At 67.8% G+C, this 22,387-nt stretch carries 16 protein-coding genes, 1 tRNA gene and 1 pseudogene; 10 read left to right on the top strand and 8 right to left on the bottom strand.

All coding sequences use genetic code 11. From position 1 onward, the window contains the following. The first annotated feature begins 256 nt into the window (after positions 1 to 256). From FHR77_RS07250 to FHR77_RS07220, 7 genes are all read left to right on the top strand, one after another. The gene (locus FHR77_RS07250; RefSeq protein ID WP_167259515.1) at positions 257 to 1,369 is read left to right on the top strand and encodes a prephenate dehydrogenase; all 1,113 of its coding nucleotides are present in this window, start codon (positions 257 to 259) and stop codon (positions 1,367 to 1,369) included. Between the two features lie 152 nt (positions 1,370 to 1,521). Then, positions 1,522 to 2,199 (top strand): (d)CMP kinase, encoded by a 678-nt coding sequence (gene cmk, locus FHR77_RS07245; protein WP_167259514.1) that lies wholly within the window; start codon positions 1,522 to 1,524, stop codon positions 2,197 to 2,199. A gap of 8 nt (positions 2,200 to 2,207) precedes the next feature. After that, the gene (gene der, locus FHR77_RS07240; protein WP_056055401.1) at positions 2,208 to 3,716 is read left to right on the top strand and encodes a ribosome biogenesis GTPase Der; all 1,509 of its coding nucleotides are present in this window, start codon (positions 2,208 to 2,210) and stop codon (positions 3,714 to 3,716) included. Between the two features lie 106 nt (positions 3,717 to 3,822). Continuing rightward, positions 3,823 to 4,209 carry a hypothetical protein gene (locus FHR77_RS07235; RefSeq protein ID WP_167259371.1) on the top strand — a complete coding sequence of 129 codons (387 nt, stop codon included), beginning with the start codon at positions 3,823 to 3,825 and terminating at the stop codon, positions 4,207 to 4,209. Further along, positions 4,206 to 6,014 (top strand): hypothetical protein, encoded by a 1,809-nt coding sequence (locus tag FHR77_RS07230; protein ID WP_167259370.1) that lies wholly within the window; start codon positions 4,206 to 4,208, stop codon positions 6,012 to 6,014. The genes FHR77_RS07235 and FHR77_RS07230 overlap by 4 nt, the downstream gene beginning before the upstream one ends. Positions 6,015 to 6,085: 71 nt before the next feature. Further along, positions 6,086 to 6,544 carry a hypothetical protein gene (locus FHR77_RS07225; RefSeq protein WP_167259369.1) on the top strand — a complete coding sequence of 153 codons (459 nt, stop codon included), beginning with the start codon at positions 6,086 to 6,088 and terminating at the stop codon, positions 6,542 to 6,544. Between the two features lie 107 nt (positions 6,545 to 6,651). After that, on the top strand, positions 6,652 to 7,176 hold the full coding sequence (locus tag FHR77_RS07220; protein WP_424955680.1) for a hypothetical protein: 525 nt from the start codon (positions 6,652 to 6,654) through the stop codon (positions 7,174 to 7,176). A gap of 264 nt (positions 7,177 to 7,440) precedes the next feature. On the opposite strand, the gene FHR77_RS07215 is transcribed toward FHR77_RS07220, so the two are convergent. The 8 genes and pseudogenes from FHR77_RS07215 to FHR77_RS07175 all read right to left on the bottom strand — a co-directional run bounded on the left by FHR77_RS07215 (position 7,441) and on the right by FHR77_RS07175 (position 18,069). After that, on the bottom strand, positions 7,441 to 8,571 hold the full coding sequence (locus FHR77_RS07215) for a Wadjet anti-phage system protein JetD domain-containing protein (protein WP_243861603.1): 1,131 nt from the start codon (positions 8,569 to 8,571) through the stop codon (positions 7,441 to 7,443). Positions 8,572 to 8,585: 14 nt separating this feature from the next. Then, positions 8,586 to 11,945 carry an ATP-binding protein gene (locus FHR77_RS07210; RefSeq protein ID WP_167259367.1) on the bottom strand — a complete coding sequence of 1,120 codons (3,360 nt, stop codon included), beginning with the start codon at positions 11,943 to 11,945 and terminating at the stop codon, positions 8,586 to 8,588. Beyond that, a complete protein-coding gene (locus FHR77_RS07205; protein ID WP_243861378.1) occupies positions 11,942 to 12,592 on the bottom strand; it encodes a DUF4194 domain-containing protein in 651 nt (216 codons plus the stop codon). The genes FHR77_RS07210 and FHR77_RS07205 overlap by 4 nt, the downstream gene beginning before the upstream one ends. Next, positions 12,589 to 14,080 (bottom strand): annotated as a pseudogene (locus tag FHR77_RS07200) (DUF3375 domain-containing protein). Before FHR77_RS07200 ends, FHR77_RS07205 begins: the two are co-directional and overlap by 4 nt. 112 nt (positions 14,081 to 14,192) lie before the next feature. Beyond that, positions 14,193 to 15,107, bottom strand: a complete 915-nt coding sequence (locus tag FHR77_RS07190) for an ABC transporter permease (protein WP_341777261.1) — start codon at positions 15,105 to 15,107, stop codon at positions 14,193 to 14,195. Further along, a complete protein-coding gene (locus FHR77_RS07185; RefSeq protein WP_167259364.1) occupies positions 15,104 to 16,171 on the bottom strand; it encodes an aliphatic sulfonate ABC transporter substrate-binding protein in 1,068 nt (355 codons plus the stop codon). Before FHR77_RS07185 ends, FHR77_RS07190 begins: the two co-directional genes overlap by 4 nt. 80 nt (positions 16,172 to 16,251) lie before the next feature. Next, positions 16,252 to 17,070: an ABC transporter ATP-binding protein gene (locus FHR77_RS07180; RefSeq protein ID WP_167259363.1), complete on the bottom strand. Its 819-nt coding sequence runs from the start codon at positions 17,068 to 17,070 to the stop codon at positions 16,252 to 16,254. 123 nt (positions 17,071 to 17,193) lie between these two features. Further along, positions 17,194 to 18,069, bottom strand: coding sequence for a hypothetical protein (locus FHR77_RS07175; protein WP_167259362.1), 876 nt, complete (start codon positions 18,067 to 18,069; stop codon positions 17,194 to 17,196). A 151-nt stretch (positions 18,070 to 18,220) separates the two neighbouring features. Between FHR77_RS07175 and FHR77_RS07170 the strand changes: the two genes are divergently transcribed. The 3 genes from FHR77_RS07170 to FHR77_RS07160 all read left to right on the top strand — a co-directional run bounded on the left by FHR77_RS07170 (position 18,221) and on the right by FHR77_RS07160 (position 22,106). Next, positions 18,221 to 18,297 (top strand) — tRNA-Pro (locus FHR77_RS07170). 462 nt (positions 18,298 to 18,759) lie between these two features. After that, entirely contained in the window at positions 18,760 to 20,016 is a 1,257-nt protein-coding gene (locus tag FHR77_RS16745) for an RNA-directed DNA polymerase (RefSeq protein ID WP_167259361.1), read from the top strand. A gap of 11 nt (positions 20,017 to 20,027) precedes the next feature. Next, positions 20,028 to 22,106: an RNA-directed DNA polymerase gene (locus FHR77_RS07160; protein ID WP_341777260.1), complete on the top strand. Its 2,079-nt coding sequence runs from the start codon at positions 20,028 to 20,030 to the stop codon at positions 22,104 to 22,106. The last annotated feature ends 281 nt before the right edge of the window (positions 22,107 to 22,387 follow it).

Below are 22,387 nucleotides of genomic sequence, written 5' to 3'. Positions count from 1 at the left end.
GCTACCAGGGCCGTGACGACCGTGGCGGACCCTCGCGTGGTGGGTACCAGGGTCGTGACGACCGTGGCGGACCCTCGCGCGGCGGCTACCAGGGCCGCGACGACCGTGGCGGCCGTGACGACCGGCGCGACGACCGCGGCGGCGACCGTCCGTACCGCGGCCGCCCCGACGGCGACGGCCGTGGGCCCCGGGGAGGCGGCCGGTCGTGACCGACCCGACCCGCGACTCCTCGACGCTGCCTGAGCCGGCGACGGCGGTGACCGTCGGCGACCTCGTCGACGGCAGCCGCCGCCTCGCCGGCCAGGTGCGCGTCGTGGGCGCGGGCCTGCTCGGCACCAGCATCGGCCTGCGCCTGCGCCAACACGGGGTGGACGTCGTGCTCGACGACGTCTCGCCGTCGGCGCGCGCGCTCGCCGTCGACTACGGCGCCGGCCGCGTGCCCGCCGCCGACGACGCCCCCGTGCTCGTCGTCGTCGCGGTGCCGCCCGACGTCACCGCCGAGATCGTGCACCGCGAGCTGCAGGCCCACCCGGAGGCGCTGGTCACCGACGTCGCGTCGGTCAAGGGCCTGCCCCTCGACGAGCTCGTCGCGCTCGGCGCCGACGTCTCGCGCTACATCGGCTCGCACCCCATGGCCGGGCGCGAGCGCGGCGGGGCCGTCTCGGCCCGCGCCGACCTGTTCGTCGGCCGCCCGTGGGTCATCGCCGGGCACGACGACATCAGCTACCGGCGCGCGGCCCTCGTCGAGGACCTCGCGCTCGACCTCGGGGCGACCCCGATCGAGATGACGCCGGAGGAGCACGACGCCGGCGTCGCCCTCGTCAGCCACGTGCCGCAGGTCGTGGCGAGCCTCACAGCGGCGCGTCTGCGCGACGCGCCCGACGCCTCCCTCGCCCTGGCCGGCGGCGGGGTGCGCGACGTCACCCGCATCGCGAGCAGCGACCCGGCCCTGTGGGTGCAGATCCTCGGGGCGAACGCGCCGCGCGTCGCCGCGGTGCTCCGCGAGCTGCGCGACGACCTCGACGGCGTCGTCACGGCGCTCGACGTCCCCTCGGCCCCCGGCGCACGCCGTGCCGTGGCCGACCTCATCGGAGCCGGCAACGCCGGCGTCTCACGGCTGCCCGGCAAGCACGGCCAGTCGACCCAGTTCCGCTCGGTGGTCGTCATGGTCGACGACACGCCGGGCCAGCTCGCCCGCCTGCTCACCGAGATCGGTGAGATCGGCGTCAACCTGGAAGACCTGCGCCTGGAGCACTCGCCCGGCGCGCTGGTCGGACTCGCGGAGGTGTCCATCGTGCCCGAACAAGAAGACCGGCTCGTCGCCGAGCTGCAGCAGCGCGGCTGGACCGTCGTCGGAGGTGTCGCGTGAGCGCCGCGGACGGCGCCGCCGCCGCGGACCCCGCCGGTGCCGACCTCACCGGTGCCGACCTCGGGGTGGAGCGCTCGCCGGGTGAGCACGGCGTCGGCGGCCCCGCCGGCGAGGCGCACACCGCCGAGCTGCGCGACGAGACCGCCGAGGCCGTGCACAGCCACGTCGTCGTCGCCGTCGACGGCCCCGCCGGCAGCGGCAAGTCGAGCGTCAGCCGCGCCTCGGCGATCGCCCTCGGCTTCGACTACCAGGACACCGGCGCCGCCTACCGGGCCTTCGCCCTGCACGCCCTGCAGACGGCCGTCGACCTCGACGACGCGGACGCGATCGTGGGGGCGCTGCCCTCGTTCCGGTACGCGATCGAGATCGACCCGCACCGCGCCTCCTCGGTGACCGTCGACGGCGTCGACGTGACCGACGAGATCCGCACGCCCCGCGTCACCGGCGCCGTCAGCCACGTCGCGAAGGTGCCGGAGGTGCGGCGCTACATGGTCGACCTGTTCCGTCGCGTGATCGCCTCGACCGACAAGGCCGGCATCGTCACCGAGGGCCGGGACATCACGACCGTGGTCGCGCCGGACGCCCAGGTGCGGATCCTGCTGACGGCGAGCGAAGAAGCTAGGATGGCCAGGCGTTCAGCCGAGGTCACCGGGCAGAGCGCCGAGGAGACCGCTCGGCAGCTCTCGACCCGCGACCGGCTCGACAGCAAGGTCGTCGACTTCATGACCGCCGCCCCCGGCGTCTCGACGGTCGACTCCACCCACCTCGACTTCGACCAGACCGTGCAGGCCGTGGTCGAGCTCGTGCAGACGAGCACCCCCACTTCCTAGGAGCCTCCATGGCAGACGACGACAAGTACCCCGCGCTCGACGACTCGATGGTCGAGCGGATCCAGACGATCCCCGACGAGGACGCCGAGCAGCGCGCCCGCGCCCTCCGCGCCGGCCTCGCCGACTACGAGCTCGACGACACCGACCTCGACGTGCTCGACGGCGGCGAGTGGGACCCGAACGCGCTCACCTACGCGCCGGCCCTGCCGGTGCTGGCGATCGTCGGCCGCCCCAACGTCGGCAAGAGCCAGATGGTCAACCGCATCCTCGGCCGCCGCGAGGCCGTCGTCGAGGACAAGCCCGGCGTGACCCGTGACCGCGTCTCGTACAAGGCCGAGTGGGGCGGGCGCCGCTTCACCCTCGTCGACACCGGCGGGTGGGAGCCCGGCGCGATCGGCATCGACCGGTCCGTGGCCCTCCAGGCCGAGATCGCCGTCGACCTGGCCGACGCCGTGCTCTTCGTCGTCGACGTCAACGTCGGGGCGACCGCCACCGACGAGGCCGTCGTGCGGATGCTGCGCGCCTCGCACAAGCCCGTCATCCTCGTCGCCAACAAGAGCGACGACGCCCGGAAGGACCTGGAGGCGGCCGCGCTCTGGTCGCTCGGCCTCGGCGAGCCCTTCCCCGCGTCGGCGCTGCACGGCCGCAACGTGGCCGACCTGCTCGACCTGGTCATGACCAAGCTCCCCGCCGTCTCGACCGTCGCGAAGGAGGAGATCGGCGGCCCCCGCCGTGTCGCCATCCTCGGGCGCCCGAACGTCGGCAAGAGCTCGCTGCTGAACAAGGCCGCGGGGGAGGAGCGGGTCGTCGTCAACGAGCTGGCCGGCACCACCCGTGACCCGGTCGACGAGCAGGTCGAGATCGCCGGCCGCGTGTGGACCTTCGTCGACACCGCCGGCATCCGCAAGCGCGTCCACCTGCAGCAGGGCGCCGACTTCTACGCGTCGCTCCGCACGTCGGCGGCGCTCGAGAAGGCCGAGGTCGCCGTCGTGGTCATCGACGTCACCGAGCAGATCTCGACGCAGGACCTCCGCATCATCGACCTGGTGCTCGAGTCGGGCCGCGCGCTCGTGCTCGCCTTCAACAAGTGGGACCTCCTCGACGACGACCGCCGCCGCTACCTCGAGCGCGAGATCGAGCAAGACCTGGACCACGTGTCGTGGGCGCCCCGCGTCAACATCTCGGCCCGGACCGGCCGCCACCTCGAGAAGCTCGTGCCCGCCCTCGAGCTCGCGCTCGACTCGTGGGACACCCGCATCCCCACCGGCAAGTTCAACGCCCTGCTCGCCGAGCTGGTCGCGGAGCACCCGCACCCGCTGCGCTCGGGCAAGCAGCCGCGCATCCTGTTCGGCACGCAGGCGGCCAACCGTCCGCCGACCTTCGTGCTGTTCACGACCGGCTTCCTCGACCCGCAGTACCGTCGCTTCATCACGCGTCGCCTGCGCGAGATCTTCGGCTTCGAGGGCACGCCCATCACGGTGAACATGCGGGTGCGCGAGAAGCGCAAGCGCCCCTGACCGGGCGGCCTCCGGGCCGTTCCCCTCACAGCCGCTGGAGCATGACGCCCGGTGTGGACCCCGTCCACGCCGGGCGTTCGTGTTGCTAGGGTCGTCCGTACGTCACATGACGTATATCGACGGCGATGTGGAGGGCTGCGGCATGACGACAGGGGTGAGCGTCGATCTCGACGCGCTGGGCGAGATGGCCGAGGTGATGGCGCACGCGCGCGACGACCTGCCCTTCTCCCACCAGCTGACGGGTGACTGCACGGCGGCGCTCGGCTCGGGCGAGGTCGCGGCCGCCCTCGCGGAGGTGAGCCGCCACCTGGCGCGGCGGGTCGACCGCCTGGTCGCGGCGATCACGGACGCGGCGCGGCTGCCGCGCCGTTTCGCGGAGGAGCTGCGCGCGACGGACGAATCGCTGGCGGGCGTGGCGGCGGGCACGGCGGGCGTGGCGGGCACGGCGGGCGTGGCAGGCACGGCGGGCGCGGCAGGGGGCGGTCGACGGTGACCGAGCACGAGGGCGACCCCGGGCGGGGCGACGCCGGCGAGGTCGAGCGGCTCGCGCGCCGGCGGCGGGAGAAGGTCGACGACCTCGACCTCGGGCGCTACCACGCGGTGCGCTGTGGCGAGTGGGCGGCGACCTCGTGGCAGGCCGAGTCGGGCCGTGCGTTCGTGGCGGAGGCCGAGGCGATCGTGCGGGAGCTCGACGTGCTGCTGTCGACGGTCGACGAGCACGGCGCCGCCCTCGAGGGCTACGCGAGGGAGCTCGTCGACATCGCCGCCGCTCAGCGGCTGCTCGAGCAGGCGCGGGCGAGGGCGGAGGAGGCGCGGGACGACGCGTCGGCCACCCTGGTCGTCCTCGAGGCGGAGGCGGAGCTGCGGGTCGATCTGCCCGGGGTCTCGACGCCCGCCGATCACCGGCACGTCGAGCGGTCGGCCCTCGAGCGGCGGATCGTCGACGCGGTCGCCGAGCTCGGCGTGGTGGGGCGACGGTGGGCCGAGCTCGTCGATCGGCGGCGGGCCGCCGACCACCGCCTCCTCTCGGCCCTGCACGGCGGGGGAGCGGTCGGAGCGCTCGTCGAGGCCGCCGACGCCGCCCGCGGCGTCACGAGCCCGGAGGGTGCGCTGGGGGTCGTGACGGGGCTGACGCCGTTCGAGCTGGCGTCGCTGCTGGCCGACGTGCCGCTGCTGGGCGTCCTCGTCGGCCAGGCGTCGCCCGAGGAGGTGCGCGCCTGGTGGGAGTCGCTCGGCGTCGACGTCGCGCTCGACGAGGACGGCTTCTCCGCGACGCAGCGGGCGCTGCTGGCGGGGGCGCCCGGCCTCTTCGGCGCGCTGGACGGCCTGCCGCCGGGCGCCCGCGTCCGGGCCAACGGGATCGCCGCGCGTCGACAGATCGCCGAGAACGAGCGGACGATCGCGGGGGTGCTCGACGACCCGGAGCGAGGCGCCGTGATGGACGGGCTCGTGACGGCGCTGCGGCGGGAGAACGAGTACCTGTCGCGCGCCGCGGCGGTGCCGCCGGCGGTGCAGCTCTACACGTGGGACCGCGAGGGCGACCGCATCGTCGAGATGGTCGGCGACTGGGAGGCTCCGCCCCAGCGCGTGTACACGTACGTGCCCGGCACGTTCTCGGAGATGACGGGGTTCTGGGCGGAGAGCGGGGGCACCCAGTCGGTGGGCACCTGGCTCGTCGAGACCGATTCCCTCGACAGCGTCGCATTCGTCTACAAGGACGGCCGCTTCCCCGGAGGGGGCGGCGTGGTCGTCCCGACGGAGACGATGGGCCTCGTGCCCGGCCTGCTCGAGGCGAACGACCAGGGCTACGCCCGCGAGTCGGGAGACCGCCTGGCCGCCTTCCAGCGGGGCCTGCACGCCGACCCGCTCTTCCGGTCGGAGCCGCCCGTCGAGGTCGCCGTCGGGCACAGCTGGGGCCTCGCCGACGTGCTGGCCTCGGAGGTGGCCGGGGCCCGGTACGACCACGTGGTGTCGCTCGCGGGGGCGGGAGCCGTCGACGACTGGCAGCCCGACCCGTCGACCGAGTACGACTCGCTGCGCTACCGCGACGCCCTCGGGCTCGCTCAGGCGACCGGCGGCGTCTACGCGGGGAGGAACCCCCAGTCGATGGTGGTGTTCGAGGACCAGGTGTTCGAGAGCGACGGCGACCGGGCCCTCGATGTCGGTTCGCCCGTCACGGAGCGGTTCGAGGTGCTCACGGCCAACCACGGCCTCGTCGCGACGACCGAGGTCGAGAACAGGCTCGTGCTCGGTCAGCTGCTGGCGGAGCTCGAGCGCAAGGACGTGTGGCCCCGATGAGGGTGCTGCGCAGGTCGGTCGCGGTCGTCACCGTGGCCTCGGTGGTCGCGGTGGCGACGGGAGGATGTTCCATGCTGACAGGGCCCCGGGCCGACCGGACGCCGGTGCCGATCTCGCGGCAGCCGCTGGCGGAGATCAAGGTCGACGTCAAGGCCGTCGAGGCCGACCTGGCCTCGTTCGTGCCCGCCGAGCTGGTGCTCGCCGTCGAGCCCGACACGAGCGGCGTCATCATGGACTGCTCGAACGGGGGCGTCTCGTGGGCGAGCCACACGACGGTGCGGGTGTCACGGCCCCCTGACTTCGAGGAGATGGCCGAGCGCCTCCGGGCGACGTGGGCGCGCGCCTCCGAGTTCTCGGTCGTCGTCGGTGACCCCCGCCAGGCCGGCGACGGCTTCTACCTCGTGGGGTCGGGGGCGCAGAGCTACATGGTCGGCATGCTGGGCGACGTCGTCCAGATCATGTCGTTCGGGCCCTGCTTCGAGCTCGTGCCCGAGCGCGACGGCTACGCGTGGGACATCCGGGCGGAGTAGCGGGCGGGATGGTGCACGATGGGGGCGTGCGACTTGTGCGAGACGGCGTGGTGCGACCCCGGGAGGGTGCCGAGGCGACCACGCGGCTGAGCGACGCGGCCGACGAGCTGTGGCGGCGCCTCCGGCTGGACCGCCTCGCGGGCGGGCGTCAGGCGAGCTACGTCATCCACGAAGACATGCGGGAGCACCCGCGCACGGTGCGGGCGTTCATGGGCATCCGCTGGCTGCTGCTCGCCGAGACCGTCGTCGGCCTCACCGCGATCTTCATCGCGGCCGTGCTGACGGCGCGTGGGGAGCACGTGCCGTGGGCGGTCTGGTTCCGGTCGACCGTCGTGCTCTTCCTCACCGCGACTCTCTACGTCTTCGCCTGGCGCGCGCAGCTCGGCTGGTGGTGGGCCTACGCCCGGCTGAGGCTGTTCAGCCGCATCTTCCCGATCGTGACGCTCGTCGTGGCGACGATCCCCGGGCTGTACCCGTTCTGGATGGTCGTCGAGCAGATCGTCTTCTCGCTGATCATGATCGGGATCGGCGACCTGCTGACCAGCGACCACATGCGCGAGGCGTTCCCGCGGCCGGTGAAGAACGGGCGGCGGGGGAGTGGCGCGTCTCGGGCGGGTTCAACCACCGACTGATCCGTAAACCACTGCAAGACGTGGTCGTTCAATCAGTCGGGGGTTGGTTCGGCGCTGGGGGTGCGGGGTGCGGGGCGCGGCTGTGGGAGGTCCAGGGCTGTGGGGCGACGGGGTGCCCTGCCGATGAACCTCGTTCCGGACAAAGCATCCGGGAGTGCCGGGGTTCAATGTCCGAAGCTAGGTTCGACGGGCATACGCACACACATACGGGAGGCGCGTCCGCAGGGCGAAACCCCAGGCAGGACGTTGATCGGACCGACGTCGTCAGACCGTAGTCAGCAATGCGGCGATCGCGAAGGTCCAATCGACCCGTTCCTGTTCGAGCCTGAGATCGCCTCCGGTGACGAGCCGACGTAAGGCCGATGATTCACTCGAGGTCAACCGGGTCAAGGCCCCCCGGTGGGGGCTCGCTTCGTGACCGATCAGATCCGTGTGGGCGTCGATTGTGGCCTCGTCCATCAGAACTGATTGGACGTTGCCGCAATCTCTTCTGAGCGTGTTGAGGATTGCGAAGCCGTGACTGTCGAGGTCGCCCCAGTACACGATGCGAGACGACCTGATCCACGGCACCGACGCGAGGCGGTCGACGGCGTAGCCGCTGCCGTGCACGACGACCGCACCGGGAACGTCGGGCATCGCCAGGACTGTCTCGAGGTTCTCGAAGACGAAGACCGTGGTCGGCATGGGTGCCCAGGTCGCGAGGTCAGCCGCGGGGAGGGCGAGGTCGCTGATGCCGGAAGGGCGAAGGAGCGGGTCGAGTACTCGGAGTCGGATGAGGGACGGGCTCGAATTCAGGCCCAGCCCCCTCTGGCCCGTCACGACCTCAGCCAGGGCGAACACCAGGCGACGGTGCGATTCGATCCACTTCGTATGGATCCCGTGGATGGGCAGCTGGCGGAGGTAGAGGCCGGACGCAGGATGTGCCGCGACCCACTCGAGCACGCCGAGCAGGAGCTCGAAGTCGAGCGGTGTGAGGCCGACCAGGCGGGGTGCCTCGGTGCGGATGACAGAGGCCAGCGCATCGTCGGCTCCGCGTCCGGCCCAGCGCTCGCGGAGAGTGTCAGCACGGTCCCGCAGCAGCTGCCACTCGCTGATCTTCCCGGCTGCTGCGGCGATCACCTCGGCGCCATCGATCACGCACCTGACGGGGACCTGCTGAGGTCCCAGGCTCGCCCAGCTCCGTGGCTCCCAAAGCACATCGGCGGCGAAGCCGGGATCCCGCCACGAACGAGCCCAGGCCGGCGCCTCGGCTCCCGCACGCAGCGCCGTCGCCTGCGTCGGGGGGTGAAGCAGCACGTCGAGTCTAGGCGACGCGGTCGGGTCCGACGCCCACGTCCGGGCCTCACGGGCGTACTTGGCCGCAGCGGCTGCGCGCACCTCGGACGGCCCCAGCATCGACCGCGCGGCGCTCACGACGGCACCTCGTCGAACGAGAGCGTCGCCGCACGAGAGTCCTTGTGGTCCTGGCAAGACACGAGCGACAAGCCACCGACGTAGCGCTCGAGGGTCTGCAGCAGCTTGAGGGGCGTGGCGAGCACCATGTGGAACCCGAACTCGGTGAACACGTCCATGGCCATGCGGGTGAATTCGCTGTCGGCCTTGTCGAAGGCCTCATCGAGCACAATGGTGCCGTAGGGCGCGACGAACTCGTCCGCGTCGGTCAGCTGGTAGCGGAGCGCAGCGGCGAGGCAGAAGATCACGAGTTTCTGTCGCTGGCCTCCGGAGAGAGCCGCGCCAGAATCGTGACGGTTCGTCTCGACTCCGTCGGGGTCCTGCTCCACGCCGACGAAGACCACGTGCTCGCGGGTGTCCAGGCAGCGCCGCCGCCACCCGCGATCGGCTTCCGTGCCGAGGCGCTCCATCACCTTCTGCAACAGCGCGAAGCGTTTCTCCGCGCCGCGCGCGTCGTCCTCCTGCCAGGTCCCGGCCGAGATGGCCTGGAGGTCCGACATGAACTCCTTGACCTCGTCCGACTTCCGGTCGCGCACCTGGATCTGCAGGAACCTGTCCGTGTCGAAGGCCGACCGAAGGAGCGACGCGTTGATCGGCTCGATGCGTGCCGCCACAGCCTGGCGTGCGGTCCTGATCTCGTTGAGGAGCTCGCCCGTCAGCTGCTGACTCTGCCGACGGAGCAGGTCGAAGAACCGGCTCTCGTGCCGCGGCAGCCCGGACGACACGATCTGCTGATGGATGGCTGCGTAGGCCTCTCTGTCGGCGATCGACTCGGTGACGTCGGCCGCCAACGCGGGCCAGAGGCGACGGAACTCCATAGCCAGGTGCTCGAAGGCGCGGGAGGCTCGGTGCAGTTCGTCCTCGGCCGCCCGGCGATCAGAGATGAGCTGCTTCTGAACGGCCGCGGCGCTCTCGAACACCTGGTCGCGTCCTCGCGACCGCGACCGCGCACGGAACCTCTCCTCGAGGGCGTCGGCCTCGGCATCGCCGATCGTCCACTGCTGCTCGAGCGGGGCGAGTTTCGCGATGTGCGCCTCGAGCGTGCCGAGCGCATCGTCGAGCCGGTCGACCGCGGCGGCCGCGCTACGAAGGTGTGACGATGCCGCACCCTCGCGTCCCGCCGCCTCGTCGGCGAGTCGCTGCGCCGCTCTCAGGTCGGCGTTTCCCTCAGCCAGTCGGCTGAGCTGGGCCGCTTCGGCGTCCGCCGCGGCCTTCGCGGCGTCGACGTCGAGCGCCGACCACGGGACAACGTCGAGGGCCGCCAGAGCCGCGATGCGCCGGTCGGTGGCGCGGCGCTCGACGGTCAGCCGCTCGAGTGCAGCGTTGGCGCGTTCAAGTGCCCCTTGTTCTGCACCGCGATCGGCTAAGAGTGCGTCGAGCTTCGCCGAGTTGTCCGAGCCGAGCATCCACTCCCGGCGATCGTCGAGCCGGTGGCGGTCATCCTTCTCGAAGCGCCGCGCGCCGTGCTTGACCTGGCCCGCGCGGGTGACGCCCCGGGGGGTTGCGCGGAGTTCGTGGGCGTCGTCGACGCAGTCGTAGTCGAATCGGTCGGCCAGGCGGTGAGCGAGCCAGCCCGCCATGGCCTCGTCGAGACCCGCCACGACGTGCACGCGGTTCACGAGGGATCGGAGCGACCGCACCGCACGAGGCGATTCGGACCTGGCAGGGATGCTCTCGTAGACGAGACGCGTCCCCAGGTGCAGCCCATCGACGACTGCGACGAAGTCGTCCATGTACTCGTCTCGAACGAGGAGGGTGGGGGCCAGGGGGCGGAGTACACGCTCGATGGCGCCCGTCCACTCCGCGTACCGGGGGGCTACGTCGAGGAGCTCGCCGGCGAACTGGAACGTCTCCTCCGGCACGCCCATGGCGGAAGCGATCGCCGTCCGCGCGCGGATGAGGGGATGCGCGATGTTGGAGCTTCGCCCGCGGACAGCATCGATCGCCAGATCTATCTCGCGGAGTCTCCCGCTGGCCGCCGCGCGGTCGTCGTGCAGAGCCACCTCCGTGTCGCGGAGGCTCGACTGCCCCGCCGTGAGAGCGTCCGTGTCGCGTCTCGCCGTCGTCCGCAACTGCTCGAACTGCTCAGCGGTCGTCGGCATCTCGACACCGACGTCAGCGAGCAGTGCCGACTGCCGCCCCCGGAAGTCGGCCACGCGCTCTGCGGCTGCCCTGGCGTGGGCGACGCGCTCTGTCTGCGCGTCGAGATCCGCGCCTCCTGCCTGACGGACACGGAGGCGGGCCGAGTCGGCTTCGTTCCGCGCTCGCTGTGCGGCCTCGTCCGCTGACTGCAGGGCTGCTGCGGCACGAACCCGGTCCACCCGGACGCGCTCCCTGTCGTCGCGGTCAATCTCGAGGAGGCGTCGGTCTCGGAAGTCTTCGATGACGGCCAGCAGTGCATCGGCTGAGTTCGCCGCTTCCTTAGCCGTGGTGTACTGCTCGGCCGGGACGCTCAGTCGTCGGAGGTGGTCAGCTTGGCGACGCGCCTCGACGACGAGACGGTGTGCCTCGGCGAGCGAGCCGAACTGGTCGACGGCTGTGTCGGCGAGTGCGAACGTGCCGGGCGTCTCCAGCATGAAGCTGCGGAACAGGTTGTCGAGGCTGCCGAGGTTCTTGGCCGCCTGCGTCTTGTGCAGCAGTTGCAGGGCGTTCTCGGTGTCACGTCCGTCGCCGATGCCCAGGAGCTTGGCGAAACGTGCCGCGAAGACTGAGTGCTGGTCGGTGACGGTGGCGTCCTGCCATGCCGCCTTGATCTTGCGCGTCTCGATGCCGTTCCGGACGTGGTCCTCGAAGTCGAGGAGCTCCACATCGCCACGCACGATGACGTTGAGCTGCTTGACGTCAGCGTTCGCGGTGCTGCCGCGTCGGACGTGGAACAGGCGGAGGAGGTTGACGGCGGGACGATCCGCCCCGCCTTCGAAGCGGAGCAGGACGCCGCTCCACGTCGCACCGGAACGGAGGAACTGGCTGACGCCGTCGCCGGTTTCCTCGTCGGTGTGACGACTCCAGGCACCTCGGACGTAGCTCAGCACACTCCTGTCTTCCGACTTCGCCGAGACCTCTTGCGCGGCGGCGTTGAACCGGAGCAGCTTCGGAGGAGTCATGACGGTGGAGATGGCGTCGAGCAGCGAGGACTTGCCCGAGCCGGAATGCCCGGTGATCAAGTGCCCCTTGCGCGCGATGGCCACGCGGTGCAGACCGGTGAAGGTGCCCCAGTTGACGACATCGACCCGAGCCAGACGCCACTGGGCCGGGTGTGGGTCGTCGATGTCGAGCAGCAGAGGCGGCAGCGATGACGAGTCGGTGGTGGCGGTCACGAGCGGCCCTTCTCGGCGATGCGGCGGTACTCGTCACGAACAGCCGCGATCTCCTCTGGCCCGAACACCAAACGAAGCACGGGCGATATCTCGACCCGCTCCTCCGACTCAGCGTCGACGATCACGCCGAACTTCTTCATGTTGGTCCACGAGGCGTTCAGTCTCCTGGTGAAGGCGGCAGGGTCGGACGCCGCCGCGTCACGATAGGGCTCGAGCTGTTCGTCGACGTCTTCTCGGCCGATGATGACGCGCTCCGAGCCGTCACCGTCCAGCAGCAGCTGACGCAGGACCAGCAGCATCCCCGTGTCCAAAAAGGTCAGAGGCGCACTGCGGACGGTCTTGGGGAAGCTGTCCTCTCCGTCGATCTGGACGTTCCGCACGAACGCCACCTCGCCGGCGAGGTCCACGATCAGCTCGAGGAACAGCTCGTTGAGCCGCGTGCGGATCGCGGTCTCGTCCCGCAACAGCGCCGACCAGAGTTGCGCGTGCAGGCGGAACGAGAGGTACGGGCCCCGGATCAAGTGCAGGAGCGCGCGCCGGGAGGAGTCGGGAAGGGTGCCGAGGTCGTCTTCCCAGAGCCCTTCGGCCTCGGTCTGGACCTCGCCGTCGACCTCGCTCTGTGGCTCGATCGGCATCTCGTGGCTCATCGGATCCTCTCGGTGAAGATGAACAGGGGAACAGTGGCACGGAGACGGCGCTCGTCGTCGACGTTCGCCATCGGCCACTCGACGACCTCGACCACAGCCCCGGGGTCAGAACCGGGCTCGACCTGTCGGGTGCCGTGGCGCTCAGCCAGGATCACGAGACCGACGACGCTCGCGACGCCCTGCGTCGCCGGGTGGCGATCGAGCACGGCACCGAGCGTCGACGGGCCGAGAGCGTCGACGGTCTCATCGACGTTCGTCCGCAGTTCGTCGAGGTCGATCTCGGTCGCGCGCGCCAGGAGACGCAGCATGGCTAGGTCGACGACGGGACCGTCGTCGCGGTGCTCGACGACAGCCTCCGTGGTCTCGAGCGCCGACGGGTCGTGCAGGCTGAGGGCGCTGATCGACCTCAGAGCGACGGACGTCCGCGTCAGCTCCAGGCCTGTGTCCGCGTAGGGCTTGAGATGGTGCGAGATCTGCCCCGCCGCGGCGATCGACTCACGGAGCAGCCGCCGGATCACTCGGTCCCGTTGGTACTCCTGGCTCTGAACGAACCGGCGCAGCCCCCGTGCGAAGGACGACATGACGCCGTTCACCTCGCCGCTGCGTTCCTGCAGGGTGCGAAGCAGGCCGCGGAGGAAGCGACGCTCCTCCAGGCTGAGCTCGCTCGCGAAGGACCGGGCCAGGACGGCATCGATGCTTCCCTGAAAGGCGTCAGCCACTTCAGGGTCGAGGACCATCGAGTAGAAGCCCTCGAAACTGCGCCCCGCATCCGATTCCTGGAGGAGGTCGACTCCGCGGAAGATCTCGTCGAGAACGTGGGCTTGGGCGTCGTCGTCCTCGATGATGCGGAGCCGCAGCTCTCGGTTCATCGACTCGAGGTCGGCACGGACCCGCGAGAAGTCGTCGGGCAGCTCCCGTGCGAGCTCGACGATCTCCCGAGCGCGCTCTCGGGCGTCGCGGGGCGCTGCCACGGAGACTTCACCCCCGGCTGACGCTCGCGATCTCGGCATCGAGGCGTGCGCGCTCCGCGTGCAGCGACCGCAGACGACTCGACGCATCGGGATCTGTGTCGCGCGCGAGATCGGCCAGGCCGGACGCGATCGTCGCGAGTCGTGACTGGGTCACGGTGGAGCGGGGTTCGATCAGCTGCCGCACGTAACGGATCGCAGAGAACGCGGCGGGCGAGAGTTCGAACGTCTCGGTCCGCGTCTCGTCCGTGGGACGGCGGATGAGGATGCCGGCGGCACGCCAATCACTGCAGTAGGCCTGGCCGCTGCGCGGGAGGTCGAACCCGTGATCACGCAGGTCATCGAGGTCGGAATCGATCAGCTCGAACAGGTCCGTGGCTGTCAGCCGCCTCTGGGCGCCGCCGAGGTGAGCGTCGAGGACGGCGATCGCGACAGCGGCACGGTCTGAGCGCAAAAGACTCCATGCAGCGTTGTCGGCCTGGAGGCGCGACAACGCGAGCGCGGTGCTGAGCGTGCTCACGCGCCGACTGATCCCACGTGGTCCCCCTGGACTGTCGTCGTCGATGGTCGCTTGATCCTATAGATGCCCGGGAAAGGTCAGGAGGCGCGGGCGCGGAACACGGGAGGCGCGGCTAGCGCCAGCGGCGGAGCAGCACCTTCTGCAGGAGGTTCAGCACCGCGTCGGTGAGGGTGCCGAGCACGGCGAGCAAGATGATCGCGAGGAACATCCGGTCGACGCGCCCGTTCGCCTGCGAGTCGCTGAGCAGGAACCCGAGGCCCATGGACGACGCGATCAGCTCGGCCGCCACGAGGAAGAGCCACGACTGCGCCAGCGCCAGCCGCAGGCCCGACACGAGCGAGGGCAGCACGGCCGGCAGCTGCACCCGGGCGAAGAGCGAGACGGAGCCGAGGCCGTAGGCGCGGCCCGCCTCCACGAGGTGGGGGTCGACGTGCCGGAGCGAGCCGGCGACCGTGGTGAACACGGGGAAGGCCGCACCGATCGCGATCAGGGTGATCTTCGAGTCCTCGCCGATGCCGAGGTAGAGGATGAGCAGCGGCACCCAGGCCAGCGACGGCACCGCGCGCACCGCGGCGATCGACGGCGCCAGCAGCGCCTCGCCGACCCGCGACAGCCCGACCACCGCGCCGAGCACGAGGCCGACGACCGAGCCGACCGCGAAGCCGATCAGCACCCGCTGCACCGAGATCGCGACGTACTGGCCGAGCTGCCCGGTGCCGGCGAGCTGCACGCCCGCCGTCCAGACGTCGAGCGGCGAGGGGACCTTGTAGGCCGGGACGTCGCCGACCGTGGTGGCGAGCACCCACGCGAGCACGAGGGCGACGGGCAGGATCGCCCCGAGCAGTGCCAGGCCGCGGCGCCGGGGGCGGGACGGTGCGGGGGTGCCGGCCCGCGACTCCTGCGAGCCCGACCGGGCCCCGGCACCGGACCCGGCAGCAGCGCCGGCGCGCGCGTCCGCGGCCGCGGCCTCGACGACGGCGTGCGACTCGGCCCGGCGGCCGTCGACCGGGAGCGACTGGTCGGTCACGACGCCGTCGCGGCCTTCGCGTAGGTGTCGTCGAAGAGGGAGTCGAGGGCGTCGTCGACGGCTCCCTCGGAGGCGACGTCGCCCGACTCGACGAGGATCGGCGCGACCTTCTCGAGCACGGCGCGCTGGTCGTCGCCGGGCACCGGGTCGACGTCGAAGTGGGTGCGCTGGAGCACGCTCGTCGCGACGGCGGGGTCGATGCTGGCGACCCCGGCGAGGATCTCGGCGGTCTGCTCCGGGTTCTCCTCGGCCCAGGCGCGGGCCTCCTCGTAGGCGTCGACGACGACCTGGGCGAGGTCGGGCGACTCGTCGAGGAACGACTCGGTCGCGTTGAGGAACCCGTAGGTGTTGAAGTCGACGTTGCGGTAGAGCAGCTTGGTGCCCGACTCCGCCTCGCTGGCGGCCATGATCGGGTCGAGCCCGGCCCAGGCGTCGACGCTGCCGTTCTCGAGGGCGGCGCGGCCGTCGGCGTGCTGGAGGTTCTGCACCGTGACGTCCTGCGGGCTGAGGCCGTTCGCCTCGAGCGCCTGCAGCAGGAAGAAGTAGGGGTCGGTGCCCTTCGTCGCGGCGACGGTCTTGCCCTTGAGGTCGGCGACGTCGGTGATCGCGCTGTCGCCGGGCACGACGAGCGCCGACCACTCGGGCTGCGAGTAGATGTCGATCGTCTTGATGGGGGAGCCGTTCGAGCGGGCGAGCAGCGCGGCCGAGCCGGCGGTCGAGCCGACGTCGACGGCCCCGGCGCGCAGCAGCTCGTTGGCCTTGTTGGAGCCGGCCGACTGGGTCCAGGTGACGGTGACGTCGTCGCCGAGGGCGTCCTCGATGAACCCCTGGTCCTTCACGATGAGGCTCAGCGGGTTGTAGGTGGCGAAGTCGACGTCGAGGGTGTCGGCGCTCCACTCGGCGGTGCTCGCGCTGGCGTCGCCGCCGGCCGCGGCCGCGGCGTCGCCGTCGGAGTCCTCACCGGCGACGCAGCCCGTGAGGGCCAGCGCCGCGACGGCCGTCATGCCGAGGGCCGCGAAGGAGGCGCGGGTGCGGCGCGAGGGGGAGGTGCGGTGGCGGGTCATGGTCGTCTCCGTGCTGTCGGGGGCGGGGCTGGTGGTGGGGGTGATGTGGTCGTGGGCGGCAGGCCGGGGCGGGTGGCCGGTCAGGCGGTCCGGGCGTGGGCGCGGTGGACGCCGAGGCCCTCGAGCAGCTCCTGCCGGAGGGCGGCGAGCTCGGGGGCGTCGCGGTCGCGCGGGCGGGCGCCGGGGACGGCCACGATGCGCTGGACGCTGGTCGCGCCTCCGGCGCTCGCGGCGAGGTCGGCGAGCAGCACGACGCGGTCGGCGAGGTAGAGCGCTTCGTCGACGTCGTGGGTGACGAGGACGACCGTGGTCGGCAGGGAGGCGTGGACGTCGAGAAGCAGGTCCTGCATGCGGAGGCGGGTGAGGGCGTCGAGGGCGCCGAACGGCTCGTCGAGCAGCAGCACCGCGGGCTCGCGGGCGAGGGCCCGGGCGAGGCTGGCGCGCTGGGCCATGCCGCCGCTGACCTCGCGGGGGCGGAGGTCGCCCGCTGCTCCGAGCTGGACGAGGTCGAGGAGCTCGGTGAGGCGCGCCTCCTTCGCTGCCTTGCTCAACGACGACCCGTCGGGCCGTCGACGGGGCAGGCCGAGGGCGACGTTGCCGCGGAGGGTGCGCCAGGGCAGGAGGCGCGGCTCCTGGAACGCGACCGCGCACCGCTGGTCTGCCGTTCGCGCGGCGTCGTCGGCGATGTGCACGGTGCCGACGTCGGGCTGGTCGAGCCCGCCGATCTGGCGCAGCAGCGTCGACTTGCCGCAGCCCGACGGGCCGACGACGGCGATGATCTCGCCGGCGGTCACGTCGAGGTCGAGGGCGTCGAGCACGGGGCGCTCGCCGAAGCGCCGCCCGACGCCGCGCAGACGGATCGGCAGGGCCGAGGAGGCGCGGGTCGTCGAGGTGGGCATGTCACGACGGTAGGTGCGGGGTGGGTGTGTGCCTAAGGGCGGCGTAACCCGCCGCAACATGTGTCCCTGATCAGGACCACTCTGCGAAGGCTGCCTGGGCCGCATCCGTTCGGTAGAACTTCCTCAGGGCCGCGGGGGAGGGAGAAGCGGGGAGATGCGAGAGGTCGTCCCGGGTGACCTGAAGGGCTTGCTTCGACACGTCCGGCGCGTAGGTGATCCGGTTGCCGTCTGGCTCGATCCGCAGGAGGAAGGCGTCGAAGGCGATGTGGTGATTGAGGCAGAGGGGAGCCCGTTCACGGCTTCGTCGGCGCCGCCGATGCTCTTGGGGATGAGGTGCGCGCCCTGGATGAGTCGAGGAACGGCGATGTCGCAGAGGGCGCAAGTCGTGCCGTAGCGGTTGAGCACATCGATCTTGAAGCGTCGTTGCTGGGTGCGTTGCTGAACGAGGCGAAGGGTCTGCGCGGGGAGTCCTCCGAAGAGGTCGACGTCGTGTTTCGAGTCGGGCAGCTCGTGGGCTGGGGCAAGGGGCAGGACCCCTTCGACGAAGGTGACGAAGAAGACGGCCTCGTCGTCGATAAAACCGTGGACATAGCCGAGGCGAACATCCTTGAGACGCCCACGAAGAGCGTTCGGTGTCACGACGAAGAGGGGCAAGCCGAGCGACTGGGTGCGCTTGACGGAATCGATCTCGTTGCGGTCGAAGGAGGCAGGCCGTTCAGTGCTCGGGTAGTGGTAGTCGAGCTGTTCGTCGCTGAGATCATCGGCGTACGTGCGGCCGGTGTGTTTCAGGGTCAGAGCGACGCGGCCTGGCCCGCCAGTGGTCCAGTCGCCGCTGCCGTCGAAGAAGATGCCCGCTTGGCCGGCGTAGAGGCCGAGGGCACGGACCGTGGACGGTTCGAGGCCGGTGGCGGTGCCGGTCTCGGAAAGCTGGCTCCACAGGGTCAGGCGTCGCTGATGCTCGCCCTGAGTCCACTCGGCGATCCCCACGAAGAAGATCATGACTCCTGTATCCGGGATCTCGCGCATCACTCACGTCCCCGCTCGTGGGTCAGTGTGGGGGTGTACTCAGCACCCCTCGCGATCCGCTATGCTTGTCGGGTTGCCTCGGTCGGGGCAACACCAAGAAATCGCTTCTTCGGAAACGAATTCTCGGGCTGTGGCGCAGCTTGGTAGCGCACTTGACTGGGGGTCAAGGGGTCGCAGGTTCAAATCCTGTCAGCCCGACCAAATATCCGGAAAGATGGCCGGCGAAGAAGGTCTCGTCGCGAGATCGCGTGCACCTAAGTCTGTCCGAGGGGGGCAGTGGTTAAGTGATACTTCTCGCACCACCTTCTTTGAGATAGAGCGGGCAGCGAACGAGAACTGACGCTCTGCTCTGCTTTCCACTTCCATTACACCCTAGATGCGAGTCGTCAGCTCCGGCCAACATCGAGCTTAATTGCATGTCTCTTATTGCGGTGTGGTTAGTGTGCGAGAATCTCGAGACCATAGACACGCTTGCCGGGAAGGCTGCAGCATTTGAGAGATGCATTGCCCACTATTGCCGATGTTCGTTCCATCGAATACAGGTCCCAGCGTCGCAAGAACATCATTCCCAGTCATGCCACGCTTACGGCCAGGCACAACCTCCGAATATTGGCCCTGTTCCGGGCGCTAGAGCAACCGACTTCCGGGGCGGACGAACTCGCTATGCGCTCCGAGCTCGCGGCCTTGCTCGACGTCAAGAAGCGCTACGAAACCGATCTCTTCGAGTCGATGCGCGATCAATTGGAATTGCGTGTCTTGCATCCTCCCAAATCAATACGATTGCGTAGGGGTCTTGTGAAAGGCCGTAACGTCATCACGTTTAATAAATCGCGGCCATCCCTTATGCTCTTCGATCGGTTCGTCGCGCTACACCTCAAGCGTGCATTTCGAATAAATACAGGCGGCAGAGACCAGGCCTTGCGAGTGGTGCGTAATTCGCTGTTGATGTCGTCTCGTGCACAATCCGTCAGACAAGGCCTGATTCGGCTAGATATAGAAAAATTCTACGAGTCTATTGACCACGATGTTTTGCGAAAGAAAGTGACTGGTCATGCAGGCGTCCCTCGATTCGTAAAGGAACACACCAAGCAAGTTCTTGAGGCGTATGAGCGTCTAACCGGGCTAACACGGGGATTGCCAGACGGGGTGCCATCTTCCGCTTCCCTGGCCGAAATATACCTTGAGAGATTTGACTTCGCGGTGCGTCACCATCCTGATGTGGCCCTGTTTGTGCGATACGCAGACGACATGATTGTTGTGTGTGAGCCCGAGAGAATAGAATCTCTGAACAAGCACATTGACACTCTACTTCGGCGTGAAAATCTCAGACGAAATCTCACTAAGTCTACTTCGCTGTTGCATCCTCAGGCAGCCTCCACGGCCCTCGAGTTCCTGGGTTATAAATTCATATTCGCGAGTGGTAGTTCTCGGCTCTTGGCCATCGACATATCCGATAGCAAGGTTGCAAGGTACGAGGAGGGTCTGCGACGCCTCAAAGAATATGCCGATAATATAGCGTGTTGGACCAATGTAAATGCCGTTGATCGGTACATAGCGTTGGACTCTTATCTCTTCCATCCCCATGCTACGGCCGATGCGGGACATGGGGTGCGCATCGTGACTGGACTGGCATACAGTGCCCGATTTGTCATGGGCCCCCTTCCGAAACGCACCAATTTTGAACGGCTAATGGCGGCCTACAGGGCGGAGCTAGGTGCACGGTGGGGGGGCAAAATAGCAGGCCTAAAACAAGGGATACCCATTACATGCGCGTGTTGTGGCAATAGCATTCATCGTGCTGAGGTTATTGCTGCTATGGGTGTCCAAAGGGCCACAGAGCACAATATTATGCGCGCGAAAGCAGGCGCTCATCTGGACGACGAGATACATGACTGGGCACGGAGTACATTGTGGGACTAAATTTTGGCAGGATGGCTTCTCTCCGTGCCTTGATTACGGAGTGTGCTCCGTACGAATTGCCCCTAGAGATGGCAGATCATTGGCTTTATGATTGGCTCGAAGCGCGCGTGGTTGCCTTGAACCCTCAACGACTCCGAATTCGCGTATCCGGCCGACTCGATTTGCTTATATTAACGATTATAGGAAACGTGGACCTTCCCGTGCATATTCGCCACGGAAGCGCTCTCCAGGCAGACCTTCCTAGTTACGCGAGTGCCTGGCGCGCACCCGCCACATTTCGCGTGCGCCGCGACCGTACGAAGACTCGCGACCTGGAGCTAATGTCTAGTAGGTCTCAGTTGAACGTCGCTTTTTTGTATTATGCCTACAAAGATGTTATTCTTCATTACGTTACAAAGGATTCGACGTCCCTTCGTCATCCAGTCCGCGCAAACCTTTTGGGTAAGCATGCCGCCAACGCGCTGAGGGGGGCTCCTACGTCCCCTCACGCATCTGTGGAACTTGCTTCTCGAAGTATGAGCACGTTCAACTCCTACTTCGTATATGACAAGTACGCTTTCGCCGGCCAGTTCTACGATTCTCATGAATGGCATGCTCTCGAGGCAAGGTGGACGTACCTCACGAGACTAGATGTAGCCAACTGCTTCCGAAGTATATACACTCACTCCGCCTCGTGGAGCACAGGAACCGACTTCTTTAGCAAGGAAAACCTAGGTAACGGACCGTCGAAAGACTTAGGAAATTCCATGGACTCCATTATGCAAGTCGCGAACTGGGGCGAGACGCATGGAATTTGCATTGGTCCAGAAGTCTCACGCGTATTTGCTGAAGTTGTGTTCCAACATCTTGGTTTAGAAATGCGAGCCCGGGTCGCTGCGGCGGGCATAGACTCGTCCGAGTATGAAATTCTTCGTTATGTAGATGACTACTTTATATTTACCGACGAATCTCGAACCCTAGACACAATCACGGGTATCGTCGAGGCAGTGCTTATGGAGCATAAGTTTTCCCTGAACCGGAATAAGACCCGCACCTACACGACGCCGTTTACCACCTCGATTTCGGTGAAAAAGGCCAATTTAAAGTCGTTTCTTCGAACCGCGTTGTCGGTTGAAGGGGCTATTCCCGTCATTAGTGAACGCGAGATTAGCATTCAGACCAAAGCATTGATTGTAGGTGGAGACAGCGACGAAGCCAATGTTGGGATGTCTCTCACGCAGGTTGAAAAGATGCTGGTGCGCTTCCTTGAAAAAAGGCTCCCGAAATGCGTAAATCGTGAAGAAGCCGAGGAAACCTTGGGCTATGCCTGGGGCTTCGCGCACGACATGTTGTTCCAGTACTTGTCAAATCCGTCGGTGGCATCCGCCATGAAGGTCGTTCGTGTTCTCCGGTTCTACTTCCTAAGCCCAACTCTGTTGACCCTGTCGGAGCATGAACAGGCAGCTGCCCAGTTTCGAGTCGAGGAGAATGTCAACTTTGCGATACACAAGGCTCTCCAGCGCCTAGTCGACGTAGCTAACTCGGACGTAGAAATGTGCCATTTTCTGTCTTTGGCTGCAGCATGTAGTATCCGTTTCGAGCCTTCGTCGAAGTTAGTTGCCGCGCTTCTGCGGCGTACAGGTCTTGCAGCTCCCCGCGCCAAAACAAATCAGAGTTTGGTCTTTCTCCTGCTGGCCGTCGCCAAGTATTTTTTTGCCAACCCCGAGACGCCAAGCTGGATTCGAACCACGCTTATCAGTTCCCTCAGTCAGTTAACGGACGAGTTACTGAGCTCAGGCTTTATACCAGGAAAGATTCAGAGCCATGCTTCGCAGGAATTAATCGTTCTGGCGATTACGACGTGCGTGTGGTTGAGCGTGGATGAGAAGATGAAAATTCTAAAAAGACCTTGGTTGTTGCAGTTACTGCAGCGTGCCCTATATCCGCGCGACGGTGGCGCCAAGGCTTCAACTCGGTTTCTAAGGCGATGCCTTGAGGAAGTCTCAGAAACGCCAGCCGACAACGTCGACTCTCTTCCTCGTGTTTTCGAATGGAGTGACGCCCACTTCGATAAACTGCTTTACGAGAAGCAAGCCCAATTCATATACTAACTCCAGGCCGATCGTGGCCCTGGCTGCGATCGAGCCGGGCGGTTGTCCGGCTGCCGTGTTTCTTGCGGCGCCTCACACAATGAGATAGGGACTGACGCAGTCAGTCTCGGGCGTCTGGTATGCCTTTAAATTGGGCCGTACACCTCGTTTCAAGGCACCAGGCGCTCACTGCATTAAGCTCGCGGAGCGATTCATTAGCCCATGGTGCGTCGACTGTGATCAAAGGGTGCATCGCCGAACGAGCTTCCAGCTCTGCAGGGCGCGAGGCCGTCTGCACCTTG

The organism is Frigoribacterium endophyticum (genome assembly GCF_011759585.1).
GTDB lineage: Bacteria > Actinomycetota > Actinomycetes > Actinomycetales > Microbacteriaceae > Frigoribacterium > Frigoribacterium endophyticum.
This window is presented reverse-complemented; position numbering and strand designations above follow the sequence as displayed.